General features: G+C 68.6%; 26 protein-coding genes, 2 tRNA genes and 1 pseudogene. 10 read left to right on the plus strand and 19 right to left on the minus strand.

Going from position 1 to position 26,639, the window contains the following annotated elements; translation table 11 throughout:
• Window positions 1-267 precede the first annotated feature (267 nt).
• Together WS70_RS05810 and WS70_RS05815 are read right to left on the minus strand one after the other, a co-directional pair.
• Entirely contained in the window at window positions 268-1,662 is a 1,395-nt protein-coding gene (locus WS70_RS05810) for an MATE family efflux transporter (RefSeq protein ID WP_059469042.1), read from the minus strand.
• 123 nt (window positions 1,663-1,785) lie between these two features.
• Window positions 1,786-2,007 carry an RNA-binding S4 domain-containing protein gene (locus tag WS70_RS05815; RefSeq protein ID WP_059469053.1) on the minus strand — a complete coding sequence of 74 codons (222 nt, stop codon included), beginning with the start codon at window positions 2,005-2,007 and terminating at the stop codon, window positions 1,786-1,788.
• Between the two features lie 306 nt (window positions 2,008-2,313).
• On the opposite strand from WS70_RS05815, the gene WS70_RS05820 reads away from it, so the two are divergent.
• A complete protein-coding gene (locus tag WS70_RS05820) occupies window positions 2,314-2,829 on the plus strand; it encodes a hypothetical protein (RefSeq protein WP_059597267.1) in 516 nt (171 codons plus the stop codon).
• 176 nt (window positions 2,830-3,005) lie between these two features.
• Here WS70_RS05820 and WS70_RS05825 read toward each other — a convergent pair whose 3' ends face one another.
• The 9 genes and pseudogenes from WS70_RS05825 to WS70_RS33565 all read right to left on the minus strand — a co-directional run bounded on the left by WS70_RS05825 (window position 3,006) and on the right by WS70_RS33565 (window position 7,708).
• Window positions 3,006-3,791, minus strand: coding sequence for a DUF4088 family protein (locus WS70_RS05825; RefSeq protein WP_059469040.1), 786 nt, complete (start codon window positions 3,789-3,791; stop codon window positions 3,006-3,008).
• Window positions 3,792-4,028: 237 nt separating this feature from the next.
• Window positions 4,029-4,370 (minus strand): AzlD domain-containing protein, encoded by a 342-nt coding sequence (locus WS70_RS05835; protein WP_059469039.1) that lies wholly within the window; start codon window positions 4,368-4,370, stop codon window positions 4,029-4,031.
• The gene (locus tag WS70_RS05840) at window positions 4,367-5,035 is read right to left on the minus strand and encodes an AzlC family ABC transporter permease (protein WP_418230149.1); all 669 of its coding nucleotides are present in this window, start codon (window positions 5,033-5,035) and stop codon (window positions 4,367-4,369) included. The genes WS70_RS05835 and WS70_RS05840 overlap by 4 nt, the downstream gene beginning before the upstream one ends.
• 183 nt (window positions 5,036-5,218) lie before the next feature.
• Window positions 5,219-6,181, minus strand: a complete 963-nt coding sequence (locus tag WS70_RS05845; protein WP_059469037.1) for an AraC family transcriptional regulator — start codon at window positions 6,179-6,181, stop codon at window positions 5,219-5,221.
• 37 nt (window positions 6,182-6,218) lie between these two features.
• Window positions 6,219-6,701: a CreA family protein gene (locus WS70_RS05850; protein WP_059469036.1), complete on the minus strand. Its 483-nt coding sequence runs from the start codon at window positions 6,699-6,701 to the stop codon at window positions 6,219-6,221.
• Window positions 6,702-6,839: 138 nt separating this feature from the next.
• Window positions 6,840-6,915: transfer RNA gene (locus WS70_RS05855), tRNA-Asn, on the minus strand.
• An 88-nt stretch (window positions 6,916-7,003) separates the two neighbouring features.
• Window positions 7,004-7,079 (minus strand) — tRNA-Asn (locus tag WS70_RS05860).
• A 122-nt stretch (window positions 7,080-7,201) separates the two neighbouring features.
• Window positions 7,202-7,498: a ferredoxin FdxA gene (gene fdxA / locus WS70_RS05865; protein WP_331457964.1), complete on the minus strand. Its 297-nt coding sequence runs from the start codon at window positions 7,496-7,498 to the stop codon at window positions 7,202-7,204.
• Window positions 7,443-7,708: pseudogene (locus WS70_RS33565) on the minus strand (hypothetical protein). Before WS70_RS33565 ends, fdxA begins: the two are co-directional and overlap by 56 nt.
• Window positions 7,709-7,793: 85 nt before the next feature.
• Between WS70_RS33565 and pncB the strand changes: the two are divergent.
• From pncB to WS70_RS05890, 5 genes are all read left to right on the plus strand, one after another.
• Window positions 7,794-8,993, plus strand: coding sequence for a nicotinate phosphoribosyltransferase (gene pncB, locus WS70_RS05870; protein WP_059468889.1), 1,200 nt, complete (start codon window positions 7,794-7,796; stop codon window positions 8,991-8,993).
• Between the two features lie 172 nt (window positions 8,994-9,165).
• The gene (locus tag WS70_RS05875; protein WP_059597266.1) at window positions 9,166-9,831 is read left to right on the plus strand and encodes a LutC/YkgG family protein; all 666 of its coding nucleotides are present in this window, start codon (window positions 9,166-9,168) and stop codon (window positions 9,829-9,831) included.
• A gap of 68 nt (window positions 9,832-9,899) precedes the next feature.
• Entirely contained in the window at window positions 9,900-11,339 is a 1,440-nt protein-coding gene (locus WS70_RS05880; RefSeq protein ID WP_059468891.1) for a sodium:proton antiporter, read from the plus strand.
• Between the two features lie 73 nt (window positions 11,340-11,412).
• The gene (locus WS70_RS05885) at window positions 11,413-12,402 is read left to right on the plus strand and encodes a 2-hydroxyacid dehydrogenase (RefSeq protein WP_059469009.1); all 990 of its coding nucleotides are present in this window, start codon (window positions 11,413-11,415) and stop codon (window positions 12,400-12,402) included.
• On the plus strand, window positions 12,399-13,874 hold the full coding sequence (locus tag WS70_RS05890) for a DNA recombination protein RmuC (protein WP_059597265.1): 1,476 nt from the start codon (window positions 12,399-12,401) through the stop codon (window positions 13,872-13,874). The genes WS70_RS05885 and WS70_RS05890 overlap by 4 nt, the downstream gene beginning before the upstream one ends.
• A 226-nt stretch (window positions 13,875-14,100) precedes the next feature.
• Here the strand turns inward: WS70_RS05890 and WS70_RS05895 are convergent, their stop codons facing one another.
• The 6 genes from WS70_RS05895 to WS70_RS05920 all read right to left on the minus strand — a co-directional run bounded on the left by WS70_RS05895 (window position 14,101) and on the right by WS70_RS05920 (window position 21,400).
• Window positions 14,101-14,604: a GNAT family N-acetyltransferase gene (locus WS70_RS05895; RefSeq protein WP_059468893.1), complete on the minus strand. Its 504-nt coding sequence runs from the start codon at window positions 14,602-14,604 to the stop codon at window positions 14,101-14,103.
• On the minus strand, window positions 14,601-14,876 hold the full coding sequence (locus tag WS70_RS05900; protein WP_010105369.1) for a hypothetical protein: 276 nt from the start codon (window positions 14,874-14,876) through the stop codon (window positions 14,601-14,603). Before WS70_RS05900 ends, WS70_RS05895 begins: the two co-directional genes overlap by 4 nt.
• Before the next feature lie 35 nt (window positions 14,877-14,911).
• The gene (gene moeA, locus WS70_RS05905) at window positions 14,912-16,210 is read right to left on the minus strand and encodes a molybdopterin molybdotransferase MoeA (RefSeq protein ID WP_059597292.1); all 1,299 of its coding nucleotides are present in this window, start codon (window positions 16,208-16,210) and stop codon (window positions 14,912-14,914) included.
• A gap of 113 nt (window positions 16,211-16,323) precedes the next feature.
• On the minus strand, window positions 16,324-16,947 hold the full coding sequence (gene mobA, locus WS70_RS05910; RefSeq protein WP_059597264.1) for a molybdenum cofactor guanylyltransferase MobA: 624 nt from the start codon (window positions 16,945-16,947) through the stop codon (window positions 16,324-16,326).
• Window positions 16,948-16,983: 36 nt separating this feature from the next.
• On the minus strand, window positions 16,984-18,096 hold the full coding sequence (gene moaA, locus WS70_RS05915) for a GTP 3',8-cyclase MoaA (protein WP_059468895.1): 1,113 nt from the start codon (window positions 18,094-18,096) through the stop codon (window positions 16,984-16,986).
• A gap of 139 nt (window positions 18,097-18,235) precedes the next feature.
• Window positions 18,236-21,400, minus strand: coding sequence for an Rne/Rng family ribonuclease (locus tag WS70_RS05920; RefSeq protein ID WP_059597263.1), 3,165 nt, complete (start codon window positions 21,398-21,400; stop codon window positions 18,236-18,238).
• 722 nt (window positions 21,401-22,122) lie between these two features.
• On the opposite strand from WS70_RS05920, the gene WS70_RS05930 reads away from it, so the two are divergent.
• From WS70_RS05930 to WS70_RS05945, 4 genes are read left to right on the plus strand one after another with little or no spacing between them, the layout of a single operon-like run.
• Complete coding sequence (locus tag WS70_RS05930; RefSeq protein WP_059468897.1) at window positions 22,123-23,130, plus strand: RluA family pseudouridine synthase; 1,008 nt, start codon at window positions 22,123-22,125, stop codon at window positions 23,128-23,130.
• A 5-nt stretch (window positions 23,131-23,135) separates the two neighbouring features.
• Window positions 23,136-23,795, plus strand: a complete 660-nt coding sequence (locus WS70_RS05935; RefSeq protein WP_059468898.1) for an HAD-IA family hydrolase — start codon at window positions 23,136-23,138, stop codon at window positions 23,793-23,795.
• Window positions 23,792-24,187 (plus strand): Rieske (2Fe-2S) protein, encoded by a 396-nt coding sequence (locus tag WS70_RS05940; protein WP_059468899.1) that lies wholly within the window; start codon window positions 23,792-23,794, stop codon window positions 24,185-24,187. The genes WS70_RS05935 and WS70_RS05940 overlap by 4 nt, the downstream gene beginning before the upstream one ends.
• Before the next feature lie 9 nt (window positions 24,188-24,196).
• A complete protein-coding gene (locus WS70_RS05945) occupies window positions 24,197-25,198 on the plus strand; it encodes a S49 family peptidase (protein WP_059468900.1) in 1,002 nt (333 codons plus the stop codon).
• 19 nt (window positions 25,199-25,217) lie between these two features.
• On the opposite strand, the gene WS70_RS05950 is transcribed toward WS70_RS05945, so the two are convergent.
• Both WS70_RS05950 and WS70_RS05955 read right to left on the minus strand, forming a co-directional pair.
• Window positions 25,218-25,940: an SAM-dependent methyltransferase gene (locus tag WS70_RS05950; RefSeq protein ID WP_059468901.1), complete on the minus strand. Its 723-nt coding sequence runs from the start codon at window positions 25,938-25,940 to the stop codon at window positions 25,218-25,220.
• Window positions 25,937-26,584 (minus strand): Maf-like protein, encoded by a 648-nt coding sequence (locus WS70_RS05955; protein WP_059468902.1) that lies wholly within the window; start codon window positions 26,582-26,584, stop codon window positions 25,937-25,939. Before WS70_RS05955 ends, WS70_RS05950 begins: the two co-directional genes overlap by 4 nt.
• Window positions 26,585-26,639 lie beyond the last annotated feature (55 nt).

The following is a 26,639-nucleotide window of genomic DNA, read 5'->3' on the forward strand; positions in this document are numbered from 1 at the left end:
GCGCGGCACCAAGGGACGAACTTGACGCCCGGTGACGTCCACCGACTTTTCGACGCATACGCAATCCATCGTCACGACTCGATTCGATGGCGACGACGGGCGCGGGGCGCGCGTCGGTTTATCCGCGACGCGATGGCGTGCGATCGTCCCGCAACGTCCGACGAAACCGGCACACGACGGGACGGCTCGCCGCTTCGAACGACCGCTTGCGCGGTCCGTTGTCGTCGTGTTCGCCCACGCCGACGCCGAAGCGCGAACTTCAGACGCTCAAGCGCCCGCACGCGCGCCGAGTGCCGCGCTCTTCCGATGGAACCGCCACGTCATCAGCGCCGCGACGCTCGCAAGCCCGGCCGCGAGCCCCCACCACAGCCCGCGCGCGCCGAGGCCCGCGTGGAACGCGAACCAGTAGCCGGTCGGAAAGCCGATGCCCCAATAGCCGAGCGTCGCGGCGAGCATCGGCACGCGCGTGTCTTTCAGGCCGCGCAGGCAGCCGGAGCCGACCGTCTGCATCCCGTCGACGATCTGGAACACGGCGGCGATCCCGAGCAGCGACGTCGCGAGCGCGACCGTGTGCGCGTTCGCGGGATCGTCGAGCTTCAGATAGAGACCGACGATCGCATGCGGCGCGACGATCAGCGCGAGCCCCGACAGCGACATGAACGCGATGCCGAGCCCGAGCGCGACGAAGCCCGCGTGCCGCGCGGCGACGGGCGCGCCGGCACCCGCCCAGTAGCCGACGCGCACGTTCGCCGCCTGACCGATCGCGAGCGGCACCATGAACGCGACCGACGCGACGTTGAGCGCGATCTGGTGCGCGGCGAGCGACGACTCGCCGAGCACGCCGACCGTCAAGCCGGTCGCGAGGAAGAGCGTCGACTCGACGCCGTACGTGATCGCGACCGGCCAGCCGATGCCGAACAGCTCGCCCATCAGCGGCAGCCGCGGCCGCGTGGCGGCGACGAAGTGCTTGAACGTCGGCCGTCCGTGCAGCAGCGCGACGAGCGTGAGCGCGGTGAGCCAGATCGTGATCGACGTCGCGGTCGCGGAGCCGAGGAAGCCGAGCCGCGGCAGCCCAAATGCGCCGTGAATGAGGCCGTAGTTGAGGAACGCGTTGATGCCGACGCCCGCGAGCGACACCCACAGCAGCCGCTTTGCGGCGCCGATCGCGGGCAGGAACGAGCGCATCAGCCCGACGCCGATCAGGCTGCCGGGCGCCGCGAAGCGCAGCACGGCCGCGTATTCGCCGACGTTGCGCGCGAGCGTCGCAGGCTCGCCGAACGCGCGCAGTAGCGGTTCCGCGAACGACAGCAGCACGAACGCCGGAAGCGCGAGCAGCAGCGACAGTGCGAAGCCCGTCCAGTAGATGTGCGGCACGCGATGCTCGGCCTTCGCGCCGCGCGCGTGCGCGACGCTCACGCTGACCGACGTCAGCACGCCTTGCAGCAGCGTGACGACGACGAAGAACAGATTCGCGCCGAGGCCGCCCGCCGCGAGCGCGTCGGGGCCGAGCGAGCCGAGCAGTACGGTGTCGGTGACGCTCATCGCCATTTGCGAGAGTTGCGCGATCGCGAGCGGCGCGGCGAGGCGCGCCGTATCGGCGGCATGACGGGACAGGGTGGGAGACGGCGCGGCGGCCGCTCGCGTGAAACCGGTAGGCGACATGGGACGCGTTCGCACGGGCGGCCTGCCCGCGCATTGCTTATTTTTGTAAAACGATCAGCTTACGAGTTTCCGTGCGCGTTGTCGATGAGGCTCGCCGATGGCCTTACGGCCGACAGGGGCTCGCTACGGCGCGTCGTGCACGGCGATGCGCGTGTCGCCGAACAGTACGACCTGGCCCGCGCGGATCTTGCAGGTCTTGCGCAGCTCGACCGCGCCGTCGACCGTCACGGCGCCCGATGCGACGAGCATCTTCGCCGAGCCGCCGCTGTCCGCGAGTCCGGTGAGCTTGAGCAGATTATGCAGTTCGACGAATTCGCCGGTCAGCGTGAAATCCAGATTGGGCATGGCAATGAAAACGGGAAAAGAGAGCGCGCCGCTCGACGGCGGCATCGCATCATAAGCGAAGCGCGGCGCCCGCGGTGTAAGGTCGGCGTCAAATGTTTTCGGGGTTTCGCGCGTGCGAAGCCGTCGCATGTAAGCGAGTGTGTCGAACTCGTCAGCAATTGAAACGGTGGGTAACAGTTGTCGAGAACGGCGAACCGCGAACGAAATCGGCCGGTCTGTACACGGACTCGCTGCATGTTGCGGCGGGCCCATAGCGGCGACCTTCGAAGGTGAGCCGTTCCAACGACTTTGTTGAGGAGAATTGCGATGTCCAAGATTCGTGCAATGCTGATCGGTGCCGCGGTGGCGGCGATGGCGACGACCGCTTTCGCGCAGACGGCCGGCGTGGAGACGCAAGGTTCGGTCGGCGGCTCGGCCGGCGTGCTCGGCCAGCAGGCAGGCGCAAGCGCACAGCTGAACGCGGGCGGCAACGTGGCTGCATCGCCGGAAGCGGCGGCGAACGCCGCCAAGCATTCGGCGAAGAAGCACGTGAAGCACGCGAAAGCCAAGGCCAAGGCGAAGGCTGACGAAGCGGCCGAAGTCGGCGCAGACGCGAAGACGAAGGCGAGCGGCATGGTCGACGATGCGACGGGCACGGCGGGCAATGTCGTCAATGGCACGACGAGCGCAGCGGGCAATGTCGTGAACGGCGCGACGAGCGCGGCCGGCAATGCGGTCGGCGGCGTTACGGGTGCGGCGGGCGGTCTCGCCAAGGGCGTCGCGGGCGGTGCGAACGGCTCGCTGTCCGTCAACGGCGGCGTGAAGGCCGGCGCGAGCCAGTAAGCAAGCGCCGTCGGCTGGCGTGCGGGCGGTTCGCCCCGGAAGGCCCGCCTGACCGCCAAGCATTGACCGATGGACGACGGCCCGGACCGCATGATGCGGTCCGGGCCGTTTCCTTTGTCCGGTTCGTTTTCGTTGCGCGCACGCGAATCTGCGCGACTCGGCGAGCGCGCCGCGCGCTATGGGCGGCGCCGGCCCGGTGGCTGCGACGCACTCTGTGCGCCGCGCGCGGGCGCCGCGACCATGAACACGCTGCGCAGCCATGCGGCGATCCGCGTGAAAACGTCGTACGGCTCCTCGACGAAGATCTCGGGCTTCAGCAGCCGCAGGTATTCCATGATCTGCTGCGCTTCCTGCTTCTGGAACGAGCCGTGCGCGATGCCGAGCCTGAGCAGTCCGCGCAGTTCGCCGAGCTTTTCGCGCGCGACGCTGCCGACGCTCATCTCGCACGCGAGCTTCGCTTCGTACACGCGTTGCCGCAGCGATTCGGCGAGCCGCCACGCGGGCGTCTGCATCCGCTCCTCGAGCGTCTGAATGTCGGTGACGGCCGCCTTGATCTGTGCGGCGAGCGGATCGACGAGCGCCGCGTCGCCCTGCGCGCCGGACACGACGGCGGCCGCCCAGTCGCGGCATGCTTTCGCGAGCTCGTCAGGTGTCCATTCGGAACGCGACGCGACGCCGAAGCCGAATTCGCCCGCCTGCCGGATCAGGATCGCGAGGACGTCCGGAAATTCCTTGTCGAGGGTGCGCTTCGCCCACGCATATTGACCGCCTTGCAGCAGCCGCTGCACCGCGTGCTCGGTAAGCGGCACCATGCTGTCGAGCAGCTTCGCGCGCAGGAAATCCTCGAACGAAGGCGTGACGAATTGCGGATCGAGCTTGAGCGACACGCGCACGAACGCGTCGAAGTCTTTGCGCAAGGAAGCGACGGTGTCGTCTTTCAGGGTGAGAGTGATCTGGCCCATGTCTATCTCGATGCTCGATGCCGGTCGGTTTGACCGGCGCTTTCGCCCGCGCACCGCCGACGTGGGCAGGCCGCGTGTCGGCGCTGCGGATCGGCCGGCGGGCGGGCCGTCGGTCGTCGCGCCGCATCGGTGGACCGGATCGCGTCGCCGGGCGCAGGGCTTCATCCTCTTAACGGCTGCCCGCGCGAGAACTTGAGGCCTGTGTGCGCGATGTCGCGCCCGGCGATGGAGAGGGGCTCAGCCGGGCAGCCAGCCGTGCGGCAGCACGATTTCCTGCCAGAAGAAGAACACCGCGAGACCGGCAGCGATCGTGACGAGCGGCCGGCGCGTCGCGGCGGACACGAGCGCCGCGCCGACGCCGCCGACGAGTTGGGGATTGCGCCAGGTCAGCTCCGCGTCGCCGCCGTGCGGCGCGATCGTCATCGGCACGACGATCGCGGTCAGCACCGTCACCGGCACGAAGCGCAGCGCGGCGAGCAAAAGCGGCGGGAAGACGAGGCGGTCGCCGAACAGGAACAGCGTCGTGCGGATCGCGTACGTGAGCGCCGCCATGCCGACGATCAGCAGCGCGTAGCTCATGCGGCCTCCGCGCGCCGGCGAGCACGCTGGCCGTTCAGCCAGGTCAGCGCGACGCCGATCGCGACACCCGCCGCGACGGCCGCGAGCAGCCCGAGTTTGTAAGGCCACGCGCGGCAGAAGAACGCGACGGCGCCGGCCGTCGCGGCGGCGGCGAGGTAGCGTAGCGCGGCAAGTTGCGGCACGACGATCGCGATGAACGTCGCCGCCATCGCGAAGTCGAGACCGAGCGACTGCAGGCGCGGGAACGCGGCGCCGAACAGCAGGCCCGCGATCGTCCAGATCTGCCAGTTCACGTACATCGCGACGCCCGAACCGAAGAAGTGATACGGCCCCGTCGCGCCGGGCTCGGCATGGCGGTAATGCGCGTACGCGACGGCGAACACCTCGTCCGTCATCAGCGCGCCGAGCGCCGCCCGCCAGCGCAGCGGCAGGTGCGCGACGTATGGCGCGAGCGTCGCGCTATAGAGCAGATGACGCAGGTTGACGACGAACGTCGTCGCGAGCACGACGGCGTAGCTCGCGCCGCCCGCGATCAGGCCGAGCGCGATGAACTGCGCGGAGCCGGCGAACAGCGCGAGCGACATCAGCTCGCCGTGCCACTGCGCGAGCGGGCCGGTCGTGACGAGCGTGCCGAAGATCACGCCGAAGGGGGCGGCGCCCATCATCATCGGGATAGTGTCGCGCACGCCGGCGGCGAATTCGCCGAGCCGGCCAGGCGGGGAATGGGTGGGGCGGGACTGGGACAAGACGGCTACCTCCTATACGGGGGAGGATAGTCGGGCCGGCCGCGCGCCCGCTTGTACGTTCTTGCTTCGCCGCTGCGTGCCTGCCGTTACCGCGCGATGGCGCTACGACGGCTGCCAGCGGCCGGGCGGCACGCCGAACATCCGTTTGAAATGGCGGGTGAAGTGGCTTTGATCGGTGAAGCCGCACGCGGCGGCGACGTCGGCGACGCTCGCGCCGGCGCGCAGCGGCGCGAGCGAGCGCTGCAGGCGTAACTGGTTGCGCCACGCGTGCGGCGGCATGCCGGTCGCGCGCGAGAACAGGCGCGCTGCATGAAACGGCGACAGTCCGGCCGCTCGTGCGACGTCCGACAGCGTCACGGTTTCGGACAGATCGGCGGCGAGCCGCTCGCGCATCGCATCGACGCACCGATGGTCGGCCGCCACGTCGCGCGGCGTGCTGCGATTGCCCGCATGGCGGGCGATCAGCGTCGAGTAGGCGTCGAGCATCGCGGTTTCGGCCGACAGCGGATCGCCGTCCGGCGAGATCGCGCCCCACGGCGGACCGCCCGCGACGTGCGAAGCCGAAGCGCCGCCGCCGGCCGGCGCAAGGTCTGCTCCAAGCCACGCGCGATTCGCACGATCGGCCGCCGCGTGCGGCGCCGTCGTGCCGCTTGCCTCCATCAGCCGGTGCGCGACGACGAGCCGCGCGGCAAGATCCGCGTCGTGGATGACGTCGAGCCTGAACCAAGGCGCGGACTGCGGCTTGCCGGCGATTTCGTCGGCGAGCGCGCGGATGAAGTCGACGGGCACGTAGCTCACGCGATAGCGCCAACCGTCTTCGGCTGCGCGCGAGCCGGTATGGATTTCGCCCGGATTGATGACGGGGATCGAGCCCGTGTCGGCGACGTAGGCGCCGCCGCGGCACGTGTAGCGCTCGGCGCCCGCCTCGATGACAGGAATCGTGTAGGCGTCGTGCCAGTGCGGCGCGAACGCGTGGTCGCGATAGGTCGCCGTGACGAAATCCGCATCCGCCAGCAGCGGCGTGCGCCAGTAGCGGACATGCTCGCGCGGGTATTCGGGGCGCATGACGGCGGCGGACGGTCGGCCGAAGCGGGCGCGCCCGTTATCTGACCGGAATCGGCGTGTCGGCCGGCACGGGCACTGCGGTCACGCTGTTCTTCGGGCTGCCCGTCGCGATCCGGTCGCTGTAGGTCAGATAGACGAGCGTGTTGCGCTTCTTATCGACGACGCGCACGACGTGCAGCGTCTTGAAGACGAACGACATCCGCTCGCTGAACACGTCGGTTTGCTGCCTGAGCGGCTCGGTGAAGCGGATCGGGCCGACCTGCCGGCACGCGATCGACGCCTCGGTCGGATCTTCGGCGAGGCCGAGGGTGCCCTTGATGCCGCCCGTGCGGGCGCGCGACACGTAGCAGGTGACGCCGTTGACGAGCGGGTCGTCGTACGCCTCGACGACGACGCGGTCGGAACCCGTCAGGCGGAAATTGGTGTTGACGCTCGCGATTTCCTCGCCGCGCGCGGCCGACGAGGCGATCGAGAAGAGGGCGGCGCAGGTCGCGAGGACAGCGAAGTCACGGTTTTTCATCGGCGGCGAATCTGGGGACGTGGCGAGAAGCAGAGCACGACTCTAGCATGCCGGGGCCGGCGCGACGGTGCGCGGCGCGACGAAAAACCCGGAAGAGAAAAGCAAAAAGGCCCGTCGCGAACGACGGGCCTTCGAAGCTGGCTCCCCGACCTGGGCTCGAACCAGGGACCTACGGATTAACAGTCCGGCGCTCTACCGACTGAGCTATCGGGGAATAAGACGATTCGGCATGCTTGACGCCCGGGACAGCAAAATGATGGCGGCCATGAAAAAGCCCGTATGCAACGGGCCTTTGCAATTCTTGGCTCCCCGACCTGGGCTCGAACCAGGGACCTACGGATTAACAGTCCGGCGCTCTACCGACTGAGCTATCGGGGAACAAACAGCAGAGAAATGGAATTCTATGAGGCGCTTGCCGATCTGTCAATACCTTTGAGACATACCTTCGAGCATCGGCGTGCGTCGTGCGGTGCCGGGCCGCGTCCCGGTAGCGCTTGCGATCAGCGCTCGAGCAGGTGCAGCTTGTCCTGCACGTCCTTCCACTCGTCGGCGTCGGCGGGCGCGGGCTTCGTCTTCGTGATCGACGGCCAGACCTTCGCGAGGTCGGCGTTCAGTTCGGTGAACTGCTGCTGGTCGCCCGGCACGTCTTCTTCCGCGTAGATTGCGTTGGTCGGGCATTCAGCGACGCACACCGCGCAGTCGATGCACTCGTCCGGATCGATCGCGAGGAAGTTCGGGCCTTCACGGAAGCAGTCCACAGGGCATACATCGACGCAATCCGTGTATTTGCACTTGATGCACGCTTCAGTCACAACGTGGGTCATTCAAAACGCTCCTGCGGCGGTATCTAGGTATGTATGGGGCGGCGAGTGGCGCCAAAAGCGGCATTGTAACTGATGCGTCAAACCCGCATCGCGCGCTCGACTTTCCCGCTTATACCGTTTCGTGATTAGTTTATGGCGGATCGCGCGGTGTGCCGGGCGTTTCGGCACGGATTCGCGCCGCATTCGGGTAACATGCGTCAACCCGGCGGGCGGGCGCGCAGGGCGCGCAAACGCTCGGGCTCCGTCTCGATTTTGGCAGTCTGGAATCATGATCATCACTTCGCTGCTCGATACCGATCTGTACAAATTCACGATGATGCAGGTCGTCCTGCATCATTTTCCCGCCGCAAGCGTCGAATACCGGTTCAAGTGCCGGACGTCCGGCGTCGACCTCGTTCCGTACATCGACGAGATCCGCGCCGAGGTCCGCTCGCTGTGCGAGCTGCGCTTCACCGACCCCGAGCTCGACTACCTGCGCCGGCTGCGCTTCATCAAGAGCGATTTCGTCGATTTCCTCGCGCTCTTTCATCTGAACGAGAAGTACATCTCGATCGCGCCGTCGCCGAAGGGCGGCGGCGAAATCGACATCGAGATCAAGGGGCCGTGGCTGCATACGATCCTCTTCGAGATCCCGGTGCTCGCGATCGTCAACGAGGTGTACTTCCGCAACACACAGCGCAGCCCGGACTACCGCGAAGGGCGCGATCGGCTGCGTGAGAAGATCCAGCGGCTCGGCGCGAAACCCGAATTTGCCGACTGCAAGATCGCCGACTACGGCACGCGCCGCCGCTTCTCGAAGGTCTGGCACGAGGAAGTGCTGCGCACGCTGCGGGACGGGCTCGGTGCGCAATTCGCCGGCACGAGCAACGTCTATTACGCGATGACGCACGAGATCACGCCGCTTGGCACGATGGCGCACGAGTATCTGCAGGCGTGCCAGGCGCTCGGCCCGCGGCTGCGCGATTCGCAGACATACGGTTTGGAGATGTGGGCGAAGGAATACCGCGGCGACCTCGGGATCGCGCTGTCCGACGTCTACGGGATGGACGCGTTCCTGAACGACTTCGACATGTACTTCTGCAAGCTCTTCGACGGCGCGCGCCACGACTCGGGCGATCCGTTCGAGTGGGGCGAGCGGCTCGTCAAGCATTACGAGGCGAACCGCTGCGATCCGCGCACGAAGGTGCTCGTGTTCTCCGACGCGCTCGACGTCCCGAAGGTCATGCAGCTGTACGAACGATTTCGCGGCCGCTGCAAGCTCGCGTTCGGCGTCGGCACGAACCTGACCAACGATCTCGGCTACCAGCCGCTGCAGATCGTCATCAAGATGGTGCGCTGCAACGGTCAGCCGGTCGCGAAGCTGTCCGATTCGCCGGGCAAGAGCATGTGCGACGACAAGGCGTATCTCGCGTATCTGCGCCAGGTGTTCGGGATTACGCAGCCGCCCGACGACGACGCGGGCAAGTGACGCCGCCGCGCGGCGGCGCGCGAGCGCGGCCGCATCGACATCGGGACGGAACGCACGCAGGCCGCGCGGGCCGTCCCCGGCCCGCATTTTTCGTATCCGCCGCCACGGGCGCGCGCCGCATCGGCCGGTATAATCGGGCCGGTATCGAAGGCCATCGTCACGAGGACCGTCCATGGACACATCGGCTGCCCGCCGCAACATCCTCGCGCGCGTCCGCGCGGCGCAGGGCCGTCCGGCCGAGCTGGCCGAGGTGGAGCGCGAGCATGCGGCCGATTACGTCGCGCGCCATCCGGCGGGGCCGCGCCCGCCGCCGCTCGAGGGCGATCTCGTCGCCCGCTTCGTCGACGAGGCGCTGCGGCTCGCGACGACTGCCGACACCGTCGCGTCGATGCATGACGCGCCCGCCGCGGCGGCCGCTTATCTGCGCCGGATGGGGCTCGGCACGCAAGCGATCGCGTGGCCGGCGCTCGACGGGCTCGACTGGGCGGGCGCGGGGCTCGCGGTCGAATTCCGCAAGCCGGTCGACGGCGATCGCGTCGGCATCACCGGCTGTTTTTGCGCGACGGCGGAAACCGGTTCGCTGGTTCTGCTGTCTAGTCCGAAGACGTGTTCGTCCGCCGCGCTGCTGCCGGAAACCCATATTGCGCTCGTGCCCGCGTCGCGGATCGTCGCGGGGCACGAGGATGCGTTCGCGCTGATCCGCGCAGAGCGCGGCGTATTGCCGCGCGCGGTGAACTTCGTGTCGGGGCCGTCGCGCACCGGCGACATCGAGCAGACGATCGTGCTCGGCGCGCACGGCCCGTATCGCGTGCACGCGATCGTCGTGCGCGACGCGTGACGCCGTCGCCGCCTTTGCCGCCGTTGCGTCACGCGCCGTATTCCACCCGTATTTCAAGAGGAAATCACATGAAACGACATGCCGCCTGGGCGGGCATGGCGCTGGGAGGCGCGTTAGGCGCCGCTCCCGCGCTCGCATCGGCCGCAACGCTCGACGGTGCCGCGCTTTCCGCGTTCTGGGCGATCCCGTTCGCGGGCATCCTGTTGTCGATCGCGCTCTTCCCGCTGATCGCGCCGGTGTTCTGGCATCACCATTTCGGCAAGATCGCCGCGGCCTGGGCGGTCGCGTTCCTGATCCCGTTCGCCGCGACGTTCGGCTTCGGCACCGCGTTCGGCACATTGATGCACGCGCTCTTCGAGGAGTACATCCCGTTCATCGTGCTGCTGACGTCGCTCTATACGGTCGCGGGGGGCATCTGCGTGCGCGGCAACCTGCACGGCACGCCGAAGCTCAACACCGGCATCCTCGCGCTCGGCACCGTGCTCGCGAGCGTGATGGGCACGACGGGCGCCGCGATGCTGCTGATTCGGCCGCTCCTGCGTGCGAACGACAACCGCAAGCACGTCGTGCATGTGGTCGTGTTCTTCATCTTTCTCGTCGCGAACGCGGGCGGCTCGCTGTCGCCGCTCGGCGATCCGCCGCTCTTCCTCGGCTTCCTGAACGGCGTCGATTTCTTCTGGACGACGACCCATCTCGCGCTGCCGATGCTCTTCATCTGCGGAATCCTGCTCACGCTCTTCTTCGTGGTCGATACGTACTTCTATCGAAAGGGCGGCGAGGAGAGGAAGCCGTTCCTCGATCCGACACCTGATTCGCACGGCGTGTCGATCGAGGGCAAGATCAACTTCGTGCTGCTCGGCGCAGTGATCGCGCTCGTGCTGATGAGCGGCCTCTGGAAGCCCGGCGTCACGTTCGACTTGTTCGGCACGCACGTGGCGCTGCAAAACGCGGTGCGCGACGTCGCGCTCGCCGTCGTCGCGCTTGTATCGCTCGCGATCACGCCGCGCTCGGCGCGCGAGGGCAACGCGTTCAACTGGGCGCCGATCGAGGAGGTCGCGAAGCTGTTCGCGGGCATCTTCGTGACGATCGCGCCGGTGATCGTGATCCTGCGCGCGGGCGGCGACGGCGTGTTCGCGCCGATCGTCCATCTCGTCACGGATGCCGACGGCAAGCCGATCGACGCGATGTATTTCTGGGCGACGGGCGTGCTGTCGTCGTTCCTCGACAATGCGCCGACCTATCTCGTGTTCTTCAATCTCGCGGGCGGCGACGCGCAGGCGCTGATGACGACCGGCGCGACGACGCTCGCGGCGATCTCGGCGGGCGCCGTGTTCATGGGCGCGAACAGCTACATCGGCAACGCGCCGAATTTCATGGTGAAGGCGATCGCCGAGTCGCGCGGCGTGAGGATGCCGAGCTTCTTCGCGTACCTCGGTTGGGCGCTCGCGATCCTCGTGCCGGTGTTCTTGCTGACGACGTGGGTGTTCTTCAGCGGTCAGGCAGGGTGACGATAACGGCCGCGAGGGCGGCGGGCGGCGCGATGCGCGCGTTCGCCGCCCGCGCGGCATGACGGAGACGGCAATGCAGAAAATCCTGGTCGCGCGCTCGATCTTTCCGGACGTGATCGAGCGGCTCAAGCAGTATTTCGACGTCGACTGGAACGACGTCGACGCGCTCCCACCCGACGCGCTCAAGGCGCGTCTTTCGGACAAGGACGGCGCGCTGACGGCGGGCGACGTGATCGACGCGTCGGTGCTCGCGGCCGCGCCGCGGCTGCGCGTCGTGTCGAACATGGCGGTCGGCTATAACAATTTCGACATCGGCGCGTTCAACGCCGCGCACGTGCTCGGCACCAACACGCCCGACGTGCTGAACGAGACGACGGCCGACTTCGGCTGGGCGCTGATGATGGCGGCCGCGCGGCGGATCGCCGAATCCGAGCACTGGCTGCGCGCGGGCCAATGGCGCAAGTGGTCGTACGACGGCTTCCTCGGCGCGGACATCCACGGCGCGACGCTCGGCGTGATCGGCATGGGCCGCATCGGCCAGGCAATCGCACGCCGCGCGCGCGGCTTCGACATGCGCGTGATCTACCACAACCGCTCGCGCGTCGCGCCCGAGATCGAGGCGGAGCTGAACGCCGAGTACGTGTCGAAGGCGGCGCTCCTCGCGCAGGCCGATCACGTCGTGCTCGTGCTGCCGTACTCGGCCGAGAGCCGCCATACGATCGGCGCGGCCGAGCTCGCGCTGATGAAGCCGACCGCGACGCTCACGAACATCGCGCGCGGCGGCATCGTCGACGACGCGGCGCTCGCCGACGCGCTGCGCGACAAGCGGATCGCCGCAGCCGGCCTCGACGTGTTCGAAGGCGAGCCGGGCGTGCATCCGGCGTTGCTCGAGGTGCCGAACGTCGTGCTGACGCCGCACATTGCGAGCGCGAGCGAAGGCACGCGGCGCGCGATGGCGAATCTCGCCGCGGACAACCTGATCGCGGCGTTGGGCGAAGGGCCGCGTGCGGGCCTTCCGCCGAATCCGATCAATCCCGGCGTGTTGGGAAAGGCTCGCATATGACCGAAACGCTGTGGTTGGCCGCCGTCGTCGCGCTGGCGGTGGCGCTCGTCGTCGCGCTCGTCGTGCTGTTGCGCGGCGGCTCGCGCGGCGACGGCGTCGAGCGGCTCGCCGAGCAGATCGACGACGCGAACGACGCGCATGCGCACGCGGCCGAGCGCCTCGAGCGCGAACTGCGCGCGGAGATCGTCGACGGCGCGCGCCACTCGCGCACCGAGCTCGCCGGCAACTTCGCACAATTGCAGCAGACGCTCGCCGCGCAGCTCTCGAGTGTCGCGACCGTGCAGAACAACCAGATCGACGGCTTCGCACAGCAGCTCGTGAAGCTCGTCGCGGGCAACACGCAGCAGTTCGACGCGATGCGCGAGACGCTGCAGCGGCAGTCGCAGCTCGCGCGCGATGAGCAGGGCGCGGCGCTGCGGCATTTCGGCGACACGCTCAACCAGCAGTTGACGCAACTGACGGAAGCGAACGATCGACGGATCGGCGAGGTGCGCGCGACGCTCGAGACGCGGCTGAAGGAGATCGAGGCGAACAACGCGGCGAAGCTCGAGGAGATGCGGCGCACCGTCGACGAGAAGCTGCACGCGACGCTCGAGCAGCGTCTCGGCGAATCGTTCAAGCTCGTGTCGGATCGCCTCGAGCAGGTGCATCGCGGGCTCGGCGAGATGCAGACGCTCGCGGCGGGCGTCGGCGACCTGAAGAAGGTGCTGACGAACGTGAAGACGCGCGGCACCTGGGGCGAAGTGCAGCTCGAGGCGCTGCTCGAGCAGATGCTGACGCCGGATCAATACGCGAAGAACGTCGCAACGGTGCCGAAGAGCAGCGAGCGCGTCGAGTTCGCGATCCGCCTGCCGGGGCGGCACGGCGCGAACGAGACGGGCGGCGCGCAGCCGGTTTGGCTGCCGATCGATGCCAAATTCCCGCGCGAGGACTACGAGCGCCTGATCGACGCGCAGGAGCGCGCGGACGTGGCGGCCGTCGAGGAAGCGGCGCGCGCGCTCGAGGCGCGGATTCGCGCGGAGGCGCGCACGATCGCCGAGAAATACGTCGCGCCGCCGCATACGACCGATTTCGCGCTGCTGTTCCTGCCGACCGAAGGGCTCTATGCGGAGATCCTGCGCCGCCCGGGCCTGACCGATCTTTTGCAGCGCGACTATCGCGTGACGATCGCCGGTCCGACGACGCTGACCGCGCTCCTGAACAGCCTGCAGATGGGCTTTCGCACGCTCGCGATCGAGAAGCGATCGAGCGAGGTGTGGCAGGTGCTCGGTGCGGTGAAGACCGAGTTCGGCAAGTTCGGCGACGTGCTCGCGCGGACGAAGTCGCAGCTCGAGACGGTCACGCGCTCGATCGAAGCGGCCGAGCAGCGCACGCGCGTGATGAACCGCAAGCTGAAGGAGGTCGAGGCGCTGCCGGGCGAGGCCGCGAGCGGTCTGTTGGGCGCCGATGGAGCGGAGGCGGACGAGCGCTGAGGTGCGCGTCGCGCGAAAGGCGGACGGATTGCCGAGCGCGCATGCAAAATGAAAAACGGGGCGCCGCGTGCGCCCCGTTTGCTTGGCCGGTTCGATCGAGTGTCGGCGGTTTTGTCCGGCCTCGACCGAGCGGCCCGTCGTTCATCGCCTCGCGCGACGATTGGGCGTCAATGCCAGCCGCCAGCCACGTTACCGTGTGCCGTCCGGCAGCCGCGCCGCGCCTGCGCTAAGCGGCGCCGTTCGCGAGCTGCGCGAGCGCGTCGCCCGTCACGCGCACGACGCGCCAGTCGGACAGCACGTCCGCGCCCATCTTCCGATAGAAGTCGATCGCCGGCTGGTTCCAGTCGAGCACGGTCCACTCGAAGCGCCCGCAGCGGCGCTCGACCGCGATCGCCGCGAGCCGCCGCAGCAGTCGCGTGCCGAGCCCCGTGCCGCGTTGCGACGGCTGCACGTACAGGTCTTCGAGATACAGGCCCCGGCGGCCGATGAACGTCGAATAGTTGTGAAAGTAGAGCGCATAGCCAACGATCGCGCCGCCGTGCACCGCGACGAGCGCCTCGGCCGACGGCCGTGCGCCGAAAAGGGCGTCGGCGAGATCGGTTTCGGTTGCGACGAACAGATGCGTGAGCTTCTCGAACGCCGCGAGCTCGCGCATCAGCGAGAGCATCGCGGAGACGTCGGCGGGCGCTGCCGCGCGGATCGAGATCGTCTCGTTCGCCGTGGCGCTCATGCTTCCTCCGGCGCGTCCGACAGCACGATCTCGATGCCGCCGAAGCGCGATGCGACCCAGTTGTACGCGTGGCACGCAATCCACAGCAGCACGAAGCCGAGGATCGCGTTCAAGAGCAGCGCGCTGAAGATCGTGCTCAGCTCGACGCGCCCGTAGCGCACGAACGCGACGAGAATGCCAAGCAGCACGATCGGCACGCTGAACGTCAGATAGACGAGGATCAGCGCTTTCGCGGTCTGCCCCGGCGCGATCGAAGAGATTTGTTTTTTCATATGCGAGTTGCCCCGTGGAAGTGCTGAGAACGGATTCAGATGGCGCCGTCGAACGGCAGGATGTCGACCGTCGCGCCGGCGTCGACGCGCGCGGCGTCGTGCGCGAGCACGATGAAGCAGTTTGCGTCGCTCAGGCTCTTGAGCGACGCCGAGCTTTGCGAGCCGGCGGGCGTTACGTGCCAGACGCCGCCCGCGTCGCGCGCCGCGTGGCCGCGCAGGTATTCGGTGCGGCCCGCGCGCTTCTTGAGCGGCGCGCTGCAGACGGCCGGATAGCAGGGAAGCGGCTTCGCGTCGGCGCCCATCATCGCGAAGAGCGCGTCTCGCACGATCACGAGGAACGTCGCCGCGACCGCGACCGGATTGCCCGGCAGGCCGAAGAAGAGCGCAGGCCGTCCGTCGCGCCCGCTCGCCCAAATGCGGCCGCAAGCGAGCGGCCGGCCCGGGCGCATCGCGACGCTCGCGAACGTGACGTCGCCGAGCTTGTCGAGCAGCGCGCGCGTGAAATCCGCGTCGCCGACCGACACCCCGCCCGACGTGATCACCGCGTCCGCCTGCGCGGCCGCAGTCTGCAGCACTTGCTCGAGTGCGACGGGATCGTCGCGGACGATGCCGAGATCGATCGTGTCGACGCCGATACGCGCGAGCATCCCGGCTAGCGTCGCGCGGTTGCTGTCGTAGAGACCGCCGTCGCGCAGCGGCTCGCCCGGCACGCGCAGCTCGTCGCCCGTCGAGAAGAACGCGACGCGCACGCGGCGGCGCACCGCGACGTCGGCGATGCCGAGCGATGCGAGCAGGCCGAGATCGGTCGCGCGCACGACGCGGCCGGCGGCGAGCGCGCTCGCGCCGCGTGCGAGGTCTTCGCCCGCGCGCCGGCAGTGGTCGCCGCGCGCGACGGCCGATGCCGGAAAGCGCACGACATCGCCCATCGTTTCGACTTTTTCCTGCGGGATCACGGTGTCGCAGCCCGTGGGCACCTGCGCGCCCGTCATGATCCGCACGCATGCGCGTGGTGCGACGCGCGGGCCGTCGAACGGATGGCCCGCGAGCGCGCGGCCGGCGATCGCGAGCTCGAGCGTGCCGCCGGCGGCCGGCGCGGCGAGCGCCGCACCGTCGAACGCATAGCCGTCCATCGCGGCGTTGTCGTAGGCGGGGATGTCGAACGGCGATGCGACCTCATCGGCGAGCACGCGGCCGAGCGCATCGCGCAGCGCGACGCGCTCGACTTGCGTCACTGGCTCGGCGAAGCGCAACGCGAGCGCGCGCGCTTCGTCGACGGTCAGCGCGACGGCGTTCTCGGACGTGGAGGATGGCGTAGGCGTGGTGTGCGTGGTCATCGATGACGAGGCGCCGCTAGGCGGATTGTATTCGGGGCCGGCGTCCCGGCCGCCGCGCTGTGAAACGCACGCGTCGTGAGCGGCGGGCGGCGCGCGGAACGACGTGCGGCCCGTCATGGACGTTCGAGGCCGGCTAAGTCCCGCAAAGAGTTTGCATTGTAAAACGCCCGCTCGTTGTCAAACGGCACTTCGACCGTCTTGTGGCGTGCGTACCACGCGCGCATCTTGCGCTCGCCGGACGCGAGATATGCGGCGAGATCGTCGGCGAGCGCGGTGTTCACGAGCGCGAAGACCGGCTGCGGAGAGACGTCGCCATGCGCGTCGACGGTCGTCGCGAACGCGATTTCCGCGTGCTGCGCGTCGAGCGCGGCGGCAAGACGCGCGGCGAGATCGGCGGGCAGGAACGGCGAGTCGCACGGCGTGCACAGGACGAGCGGCGTGTCGGCCGCGCGCATGCCGGCGGCGAGCCCGGCGAGCGGGCCGGCGAAGTCCGCATGCGTATCCGCGACGACACGCGCATCAAACGGCGCGCCGAGCGACGCGTACTTATCGAGATGACGATTCGCGCTGATGACGAGCGCGTCCACCTGCGGCGCGAGCCGGCGCAGCACGTGCAGCGCGAGCGGTTTGCCGTGGAGCGGCTGCAGCCCCTTGTCGACGCCGCCCATCCGCGCGCCGCGTCCGCCCGCGAGCAGCAGGCCGGTGATCGTGGAAGAGGGGGCGGCGTGCGGCGGCATCGCGAAAGCGGCGAGCGCGTGAAGCGGGCGGCGCGCCTAGCCGCCGATGTAGGACATTTCGACGCGCTTCGCTTCGCCCGCCGCTTCTTCTCCCGCTTGCGCGCTGCCGCGCAGTTGCGAGTAGCGGTCGGTGCGCGCCTGCCAGACGTGGCCGATCACGGTGGCGATCTGCTCGTCGGTCGCGCCGCCGCGCACGAGACTGCGCAGGTCGTGGCCGGACGATGCGAAGAGGCACAGGTACAGCTTGCCTTCCGTCGACAGCCGCGCGCGCGTGCAGTCGCCGCAGAACGCGCGCGTGACGCTCGAGATCACGCCGATCTCGCCGCTGCCGTCCGCGTAGCCCCAGCGCTGCGCGGTTTCGGACGGTGTGTGCCGTTCGAGCGGCACGAGCGGGAAGTGCTCGGCGACGCGCGCGATCACGTCTGCGGACGGCAGCACCTCGGCCATGTTCCAGCCGTTCGACGTGCCGACGTCCATGTATTCGATGAAGCGAAGTACGACGCCCGTGCCTTTGAAGCGGCGCGCCATCTGCACGATCTCGGCGTCGTTCGTGCCGCGCTTGACGACCATGTTGACCTTCACGGGCGTGAGGCCCGCCGCCCGGGCGGCGAAGATGCCGTCGAGCACGTCGGCGCTTGCGAAGTCGGCGTCGTTCATCCGCTTGAAGAGCGCATCGTCGAGCGCGTCGAGGCTGACCGTCACGCGCGACAGCCCCGCATCCCGCAGGCTTTTCGCCTTGCGCGCGAGGAGCGAGCCGTTGGTCGTGAGCGTAAGGTCGAGCGGCCGGCCCGCGACGGTCGTCATTTGCGCGAGGCGCTCGATCAGGAATTCGATGTTCTTGCGCAAGAGCGGCTCGCCGCCCGTAATGCGGATTTTCTCGACGCCGTGTGCGACGAAAAGCCGCGCGAGACGCTCGATTTCCTCGAGTGTCAGGAGCGCGCTGTGCGGCAGGAACGGATAGTCCTTGCCGAACACGGTGCGCGGCATGCAGTACACGCATCGGAAGTTGCAGCGGTCCGTGACCGAGATGCGCAGGTCGCGCAACGGGCGCGCCAAGGCGTCGCGCAGTGTGCCGCTCGGCGCGAGCAGGGCGCCGGACAGATCGGGCGCTGCGCTGACCGGGGTCACGGGAATGATGCGTCGGGACATGAGCGTTGCAAGATGAGCTAGACCTCCATTCTAGCTGGAAGCGGCAGGCGGGGCCGGGCATGGAAACCCGCAGAATCCGAGCACAGACAAAAAAGCCCGCCTTTTCGGGGCGGGCTTTTTCGTGCGATGGACGACCGAATCAGCGGTGCGTCGTCTCGACTTGCTGCATCGGCGCCGTTTCGACGGGCGGCAGCGGCTTGCGTTCGCGCGGCGCACGGACGGGCGGCGCGATCTGCGCGGCGGCGGCTTGCGCCGCGCGCAGCTTGTCCGTGTCCGTGTTGACCCAGACGAGTCCGGCGGATTCGAGCACCGTTTCGAGGCTCGCGCTCGGGGCTGCTACCGCAGCCGGTGCGACGGCCTCGGCGACGGCCGCCGACGGTGCTTGTGTCTCGGCGACGGTGGCCGGCTCGTGCGCGACGCTTGCCTCGGCAGGGGCGACTGCGGCGGGCGCGGGCTGCGGCTCGACGACTGCCGGGGCCGGCTTGGCGATCGGGGTCGGAGCAACCGCCGGGGCGGTGGCTTCGGACGCTTCCGCGGCAGGCGCTTCGGCCGGCGTGGCTTCAGCGGGAGCAGCGTTGGCCGGAGCGGCTTGCTCGTGCGTGCTTTCGACCGGAGCCGGTTCGGCATGCGTCGCAGCCGGCGCGGCTTCCGCAGGTGCTTCGACGGCACGAGCCGGCGCTGCGGCGATCGGCTCGGCCGAAACGGCAGGCGCTTCGGCGGCCGCTTGCGCCTCGACCTTCACGCCGCGCTCGACGTGAGCGATCGCTTCCGTGGCGACTGCCGCGGCCGCAACCGCCGCCACGCCTGCACCCGCTTGTCCGGCGTGCTGCGGCTCGTGGTCGGCGATTGGCGCGAAGCCTTGCGGCGCTTCGGCTGCGTATGCGGCCGTTTCGGCCGTCGCGCCTTCGCTGGCTTCCGCCGCTTGTGCTGCGCCTGCGGTTTCGTCTTCACGCTCGCGGCGGCCACCGCGGCGACCGCGGCGGCGACGGCGGCGTTCCTCGCCGTCGCGGGCGTTCGAATCCGCTTCGACGCCGGCTTCCGCGCCGGGCGCATGAGCCGGCTGCTCGATCGGCTCCGCGTGGGCGCTTTCGCCGCGGTTCACGGTTTCGAGCGTTGCGACGTGCGGGACCGGCTTGCGGCGCTCGCCGCGTTCACGGCGCTCGCTGCGCGGCGCTTCAGCGGCATCGGCTGTCTCCGCGCGCTCACGCGGCTCACGCGGCTCACGTTGCTCGCGCGGCTCACGGGTTTCGCGTGCTTCGCGGCCTTCGCGGCCTTCGCGATTGTCCCGGCCGCCGCGTGCTTCACGACCTTCACGACCTTCTCGGGCCTCGCGGCCTTCGCGCGGTTCGCGGGTTTCCTTGGCTTCGCGCTCGGCGCGCGGGGCCTGACCGCGTCCGCCGCCTGCAGCGGCCTGGTCGCGTCCGCCTGCCTGCTGCGCGCCGCCACTGCCGCGACGGTTGCGGTTGCGATCGCCGCCGCGCTCGGCCTTCTCACCGCGCTCACCGCGCTCGCGCGCCGGACGCGCGGCCGGTTCCTTGACAGCGGGCGCCGGTGCGGGCGCCACGGCCGGCTGCATGCCGAACAGGTTCTTCAGCCACTTGACGAAGCCGCCACTTGCTGGCGCGACGGCCACGGGCGCCGCCTCCGGTGCGGGCTGGCGCTGTGGCGCGGGGCTCGGTGCGGGGCGTTCGGGCGTGATGCCCTTGACGGCCGCTTCCTGGCGCGGCTTCGTTTCCTCGGCGCGCTTGCTGTAGCCGGTTTCCGCCTCGAGCTCGCGGGCGGCTTCCTCGGCCATCTTCCACGAGGCGCGCGGATCGTCGAGGCGCGCATCGTCGTGACGCAGGCGCTCGAGCTTGTAGTGCGGCGTATCGAGATGCTTGTTCGGGATCAGCACGACGCCGACCTTGAAGCGCGACTCGATCTTGTTGATTTCCTGACGCTTTTCGTTGAGCAGGAAGGCGGTCACCTCGACGGGCACCTGACAGTGGATCGCCGCGGTGTTCTCCTTCATCGCCTCTTCCTGAATGATCCGCAGCACTTGCAGCGCGGACGATTCGGTGTCGCGGATGTGGCCCGTGCCGTTGCAGCGCGGGCAGGTGACGTGGCTGCCTTCGGACAGCGCCGGGCGCAGGCGCTGGCGCGACAGCTCCATCAGGCCGAAGCGCGAGATCTTGCCCATCTGCACGCGCGCACGGTCGTGCTTGAGCGCGTCCTTCAGACGCTGCTCGACTTCACGCTGGCTCTTCGCCGACTCCATGTCGATGAAGTCGATCACGATGAGGCCGCCCAGGTCGCGCAGACGGAGCTGGCGCGCGACTTCGTCGGCCGCTTCGAGGTTCGTGCGGGTCGCCGTCTCCTCGATGTCCGCGCCCTTCGTCGCGCGCGCCGAGTTCACGTCGATCGCGACGAGCGCCTCGGTGTGATCGATCACGATCGCGCCGCCCGACGGCAGCGGCACCGTGCGCGAGTACGCGGTCTCGATCTGGTGCTCGATCTGGAAGCGCGAGAAGAGGGGGACGTCGTCGTGATAGCGCTTCACCTTGCCGACGTTGTCGGGCATCACGATGTCCATGAATGCGCGGGCCTGATCGTAGATCTCTGTCGTGTCGATCAGGATTTCGCCGATGTCCGGCTGGAAATAGTCCCGGATCGCGCGGATCACGAGGCTCGATTCGAGGTAGATCAGCATCGGCTGGCCGGGATGGCCGCTTTGCGACGCCGCCTCGATCGCGTGCCAGAGCTGCAGCAGGTAGTTCAGGTCCCATTGCAGTTCCTCGGCGCTGCGGCCGATGCCCGCCGTGCGGGCGATCATGCTCATGCCGTCGGGGATCTGAAGCTGCGCCATCGTCTCGCGCAGCTCCTGGCGCTCGTCGCCCTCGATGCGGCGCGACACGCCGCCGCCGCGCGGGTTGTTCGGCATCAGCACGAGGTAGCGGCCGGCGAGCGAGATGAACGTGGTGAGCGCCGCGCCCTTGTTGCCGCGCTCCTCCTTTTCGACCTGGACGATCAGCTCCTGGCCTTCGCGCAGTGCGTCCTGGATGCGCGCGGAGCGCATGTCGACGCCTTCCTTGAAGTACTGGCGGGCGACTTCCTTGAACGGCAGGAAGCCGTGGCGGTCTTCGCCGTAGTTGACGAAGCAGGCTTCGAGCGACGGTTCGATGCGGGTGACGACGCCCTTGTAGATATTGCCTTTGCGTTGTTCGCGTCCGGCGGTTTCGATGTCGATGTCGATGAGCTTCTGCCCATCGACGATGGCGACGCGCAGTTCTTCCTGCTGCGTCGCATTGAACAGCATGCGTTTCATTGAACGACTCCAGGCGGTTCTGTCGGCGGCGCGCTCCGCTTGTCATGCGGAACGCGGGACGACGGCAGGCCGCGCCTTGTTGTGTTGTCACAAGCACGCTGGAGCGGGAACGATGGCGGGAGAATGGCCTGACGAGGCGCGCGCCCATACGACGGGGCGGCGGCCAGAGGGCGCCTGCGAACACGGCTTCAAAGCACACGGCGTCGACACTCCGCGCGCCACTGGGCGCGCTAAGCCTCTGACCGGGCACAGCCGCAGGGCGCGGCGCAAAGTGCGCGCGGCGCCGGATGACGGCATGTACTGCGGCTCGGCCGCAGCGGGGAGTATCGAATCCAGCCCGACTTTCCCGCCTGGGGTGTCCTTCCTTGGTTTTGACGTCGCCAAGTTCCGCGCTATGGCGGAACCACATCGGGCGCACGCCGTTCTATTCGCAACAGGGAGCTGCGTTGGGCTTACATCGCGCCGCGCCGCAGCTTCCTACAAATTCTTTTTGTCCAACATTCCGTTACCGCGGCACGGCTCGGACCGAATCCGCCTGTGGGCGCGATCCCTGCCTGAGCGGGGTGCCGTGCGTGCAACTTGCTGCTTTCATTCATGAGGACGAGCAGCGCGCCCCGGGCGCAAGTAAAATAACAGTTTGCGCTTGCGCCTCGCGCAGTCCGCCCGAAAACCGGCCGATCAGGCCGCTTCGCTACGGAAGGCTGCGCAAAATTATATTCAGTATGAATGAGTTAGGCAAAAAATCCCATAATTCGGTCGCAAGCGGTCAGGTTTCGCTCATCGAGATCGACGACGGCGCCGCCGGTCAGCGCATCGACAACTTCCTCTTGCGTGTCTGCAAAGGCGTGCCGAAGAGTCATATTTACCGGATCCTCCGCAGCGGCGAAGTCCGCGTGAACAAGGGCCGGGTCGACGCGCAATACCGGCTTGCGCACGGCGACGTCGTGCGCGTGCCGCCCGTGCGCGTCGCGGCGGCCGACCTCGCGCGCGCGGCCGGGCCTGGGCCCGTGCCCGCCGCGGAATTCGAGATCCTGTTCGAGGACGACGCGATCATCGCGCTCAACAAGCCGGCGGGCGTCGCCGTGCACGGCGGCAGCGGGGTCGCGTTCGGCGTGATCGAGCAGATGCGTCATGCGCGGCCGCACGCGAAATTCCTGGAACTCGTGCACCGGCTCGACCGCGAGACGTCGGGCATCCTGATGCTCGCGAAGAAGCGTTCGGCGCTCGTCGGACTGCACGAGCAGATCCGCGAAAACCGGATGGACAAGCGCTACTTCGCGTGCGTGCACGGCGAGTGGGCGCCCGACTGGGGCCGCCGCCGCGCGGTGAAGGTGCCTCTGTTCAAGTACTCGACGCCCGACGGCGAGCGGCGCGTGCGGGTTCAGGAAGACGGACTGCCGTCGCATACGGTGTTCAATCTCGTCAACTGCTGGCCGGGCTACGCGCTCGTCGAAGCGGAACTCAAAACGGGGCGGACCCATCAGATTCGCGTGCACCTCGCTCATCTCGGCCTGCCGATCGTCGGCGACGCGAAATACGGCGATTTCGCGCTGAACAAGGCGCTCGCCCGCGCGAACGCGGTGCCGTCGCTCAAGCGGATGTTCCTGCATGCGCACCGGCTGCGCCTCGCGCATCCGCTGACGGGCGAGCCGCTGCAGTTCGACGCGCCGCTGCCCGCCGAGTGCCGGCACTTTCTCGATCAACTCACCGACTTGCGCGATTCCGCGTGACACGCATGGCCCGACAGCAATTTGATCTGATCGTCTTCGACTGGGACGGCACACTGATGGATTCGACCGCGCACATCGCGCAGTCCATCCAGGCCGCGTGCCGCGATCTCGGCTTGCCTGCGCCGTCCGACGAGGCTGCCCGCTACGTGATCGGGCTCGGCCTGCGCGACGCGCTCGCCGTCACCGCGCCGAGCCTCGACCCCGTCGATTATCCGCGGCTCGCCGAGCGCTACCGCTTCCACTATCTCGTCAAGGATCAGCGGATCGAGCTTTTCGCCGGCGTGCGCGAGATGCTCGACGAGCTGCGCGACACCGGTTATCTGCTCGCCGTCGCGACGGGGAAGGGGCGCGTCGGCCTGAACCGCGCGCTCGACCAGGCGAAGCTGACGAGCCTTTTCGACGGCACGCGCTGCGCGGACGAGACCTTTTCGAAGCCGCACCCGGCGATGCTGCAGGAGTTGTCGCGCGAATTAGGGCAGGATCTGGCGCGCACCGTGATGATCGGCGATACGACGCACGACCTGCAGATGGCCGCGAGCGCGGGCGCGGCGGGCGTCGGCGTCGCGTACGGCGCGCATCCGGCCGATGCGCTCGCGGCGCTGTCGCCGCGTTTCGTCGCGCCGGACGTCGCGTCGCTTGCCGGCTGGCTGCGGGAGCACGCATGACAGGCGGCGACGACGCCCGCTTCGTGTGCGCGGCCGACGCGCTCGTCGACGGCGGCGCGGGCGTGCGGCTCGACGCGACGCTGCGCGGCGAGCCCGTCGTCGTGTTCTTCGTTCGCTACGAGGGGCGCGCGTACGGTTACCTGAACCGCTGCGCGCACGTGCCGATGGAACTAGACTGGGCAGAGGGACAGTTCTTCGAATCGTCGGGTTTATACTTGATGTGCGCGACGCACGGCGCGATTTATACGCCGGACACCGGCAAATGCGTCGGCGGCCCGTGCCGCGGTGCGCGGCTGCGCGCCGTTCAGGTCGACGAGCGGGACACGCCCGACGGCCGCGCGGTGTTTTGGCTGCCCGACGGCGAACTGCGCCCGGCCTTCTCTGACCACTGATTTTCACGCATGTCCGATCAAATCAACCCTCCCGATTCGTCATCCCAATCCGCGGCGCGCGCCGCCGCCCGTGAACCGAACTGGGAGCGCGCCGCGCTCGAGCGCATCGCGCTCGCGGCGATCAAGGAGCAGCGCGCGGCGCGGCGCTGGAAGATCTTCTTCCGATTCGCGTTTCTGTTCGTGCTCGCCGCGCTCGTCTTTGCATTTTTCAGCTTGTCCGGCGACGGCGGCAAGCTCGCGAGCGGCCGCCACACGGCGGTCGTGACGATCGACGGCGAGATCGCCGCGAGCACCAACGCGAATGCCGAGGACATCAATTCCGCGCTCGACAGCGCGTTCGAGGATTCAGGCACGGCAGGCGTCGTGCTGCGTATCAACAGCCCGGGCGGCAGCCCGGTGCAGGCGGGCATCGTCTACGACGAGATCCGTCGGCTGCGCAAGAAATATCCGGCGAAGCCGCTCTACGTCGTCGTCACCGACATGTGCGCGTCGGGCGGCTACTACATCGCGTCGGCGGCGGACAAGATCTACGTCGACAAGGCGAGCATCGTCGGCTCGATCGGCGTGCTGATGGACGGCTTCGGCTTCACCGGGCTGATGGGCAAGCTCGGCGTCGATCGGCGCCTGCACACGTCGGGCGAGAACAAGGGCTTCTTCGATCCGTTCTCGCCGGAGACGCCGAAGATGGACGCGCACGCGCAGGAGATGCTCGACGAGATCCACGCGCAGTTCATCAAGGCGGTGAAGGACGGCCGCGGCGCACGGCTGCACGACTCGCCGGACATCTTCTCGGGGCTCTTCTGGACGGGCGCGAAGAGCATCGAGCTCGGCCTCGCCGACGATTACGGGACGACCGACACCGTCGCGCGCGACGTGCTGAAGGCGCCCGACCTCGTCGACTACACGGTCAAGGAAAGCCTGACCAACCGCGTCGCGCGCCGGTTCGGCGCGGCGGTCGGCAGCGCCGCGCTGAAGGCGGCCGTCGCCGGCAGCGAGCTGAAGCTGCGCTGACAGCGCGGCTCGCTCACGCTCAATTCGCGAGCAGCAGGAAAATCGCCGGGCGCTTGTGCAGATCGGGCACAGGCGCTTTTTTCCATGCTCCGGCCGGCCGGCTCGCGATCGTCTCGGTCGGCAGCGTCAGGTCGGCCGCGACGCACACGAGCGTCGACGGCGCGCACGTCGCGACGAGCGTATCGAGCATCGCGTGATTGCGATATGGCGTCTCGATGAATATCTGCGTCTGCCTCGCCTTGCGCGACTGCTGCTCGAGCTCGCGCAGGCGCTTCGCGCGCGCGGCGGCGTCGACGGGCAGGTAGCCGTGAAACGCGAAGCTCTGGCCGTTCAGGCCGGACGCCATCAGCGCGAGCAGGATCGAGCTCGGCCCGACGAGCGGCACGACCTTCACGCCGCGCTCGTGCGCACGCCGCACGAGAAGCGCGCCGGGATCGGCGACGGCCGGGCAGCCGGCTTCCGACACGAGCCCCGCGTCGGCGCCCGCGAGCACCGGCGCGAGCAGCTTGTCGATCTCGCCTGCGGGTGTCTTCACGTTCAGCTCGCGGATCTCGATTTCCTGGATCGGCCGTTCGGCGCCGACTTTCTTCAGGAACGCGCGGGTCGTCTTCGCGTTCTCGCCGATGTAATAGCCGAGCGATGCGGCGCGCGCCTGCACGGCGGCGGGCAGTACGGCCGCCAGCATCGCGGCGTCGCCTTCGCCGAGCGTGTTCGGAATCAGATAGAGGGTGCCTGCCGTCATCGTCCGTCCGCTCCTGTGGCAGCCGGCGCCGGCGCGCCGAAGAGCGGGTAGCCGGCCGCGCGCAGCATCCGCGTGAGCGCGATGAGCGGCAGGCCGACGAGCGCGGTCGGATCGTCGGAATCGATCGCGTCGAGGAGCGCGATGCCGAGCCCTTCCGATTTCGCGCTGCCCGCGACGTCGTACGGCGTCTCCGCGTGCAAATAGGCGTCGAGTTCGGCGTCGGTCAGCGTGCGGAATCGCACGCGCGTCACGATGTCCTCGACTTGCGTCGCGCCGGAGCGGCTGTCGTACAGGCAGAGCGCACTGTGGAATTCGACTTCGCGGCCGCGCATCGCCTGCAACTGCGCGAGCGCGCGCGCGTGCGAGCCCGGCTTGCCGATCTGCAGCCCGTCGAAGGTCGCGACCTGGTCGGAGCCGATCACGAGCGCGCCGTGCGGCGAATTCGCGCGTTCGGCGGCGGCGCGCGCCTTCGCGGCGGCGAGCCGCAGTGCGGTCGCGGACGGCGTTTCGTCCGGCAACGGTGTTTCGTCGACAGCGGGCGTGACGACGTCGAACGGCACGCGCAGGCGTTCGAGGAGCTCGCGCCGGTAGCGCGAGCTGGAGGCGAGAATCAGCCGCGGCGGACTGGAAAGGTTGTCCTGCATGATGGTGTCGGGTGTCGGTCGGTTCGAAAGATCCGGGGTGGAGGGATCGCCGTTG

The sequence above is a fragment of the Burkholderia mayonis genome (assembly GCF_001523745.2).
Taxonomy (GTDB): Bacteria; Pseudomonadota; Gammaproteobacteria; order Burkholderiales; family Burkholderiaceae; genus Burkholderia; species Burkholderia mayonis.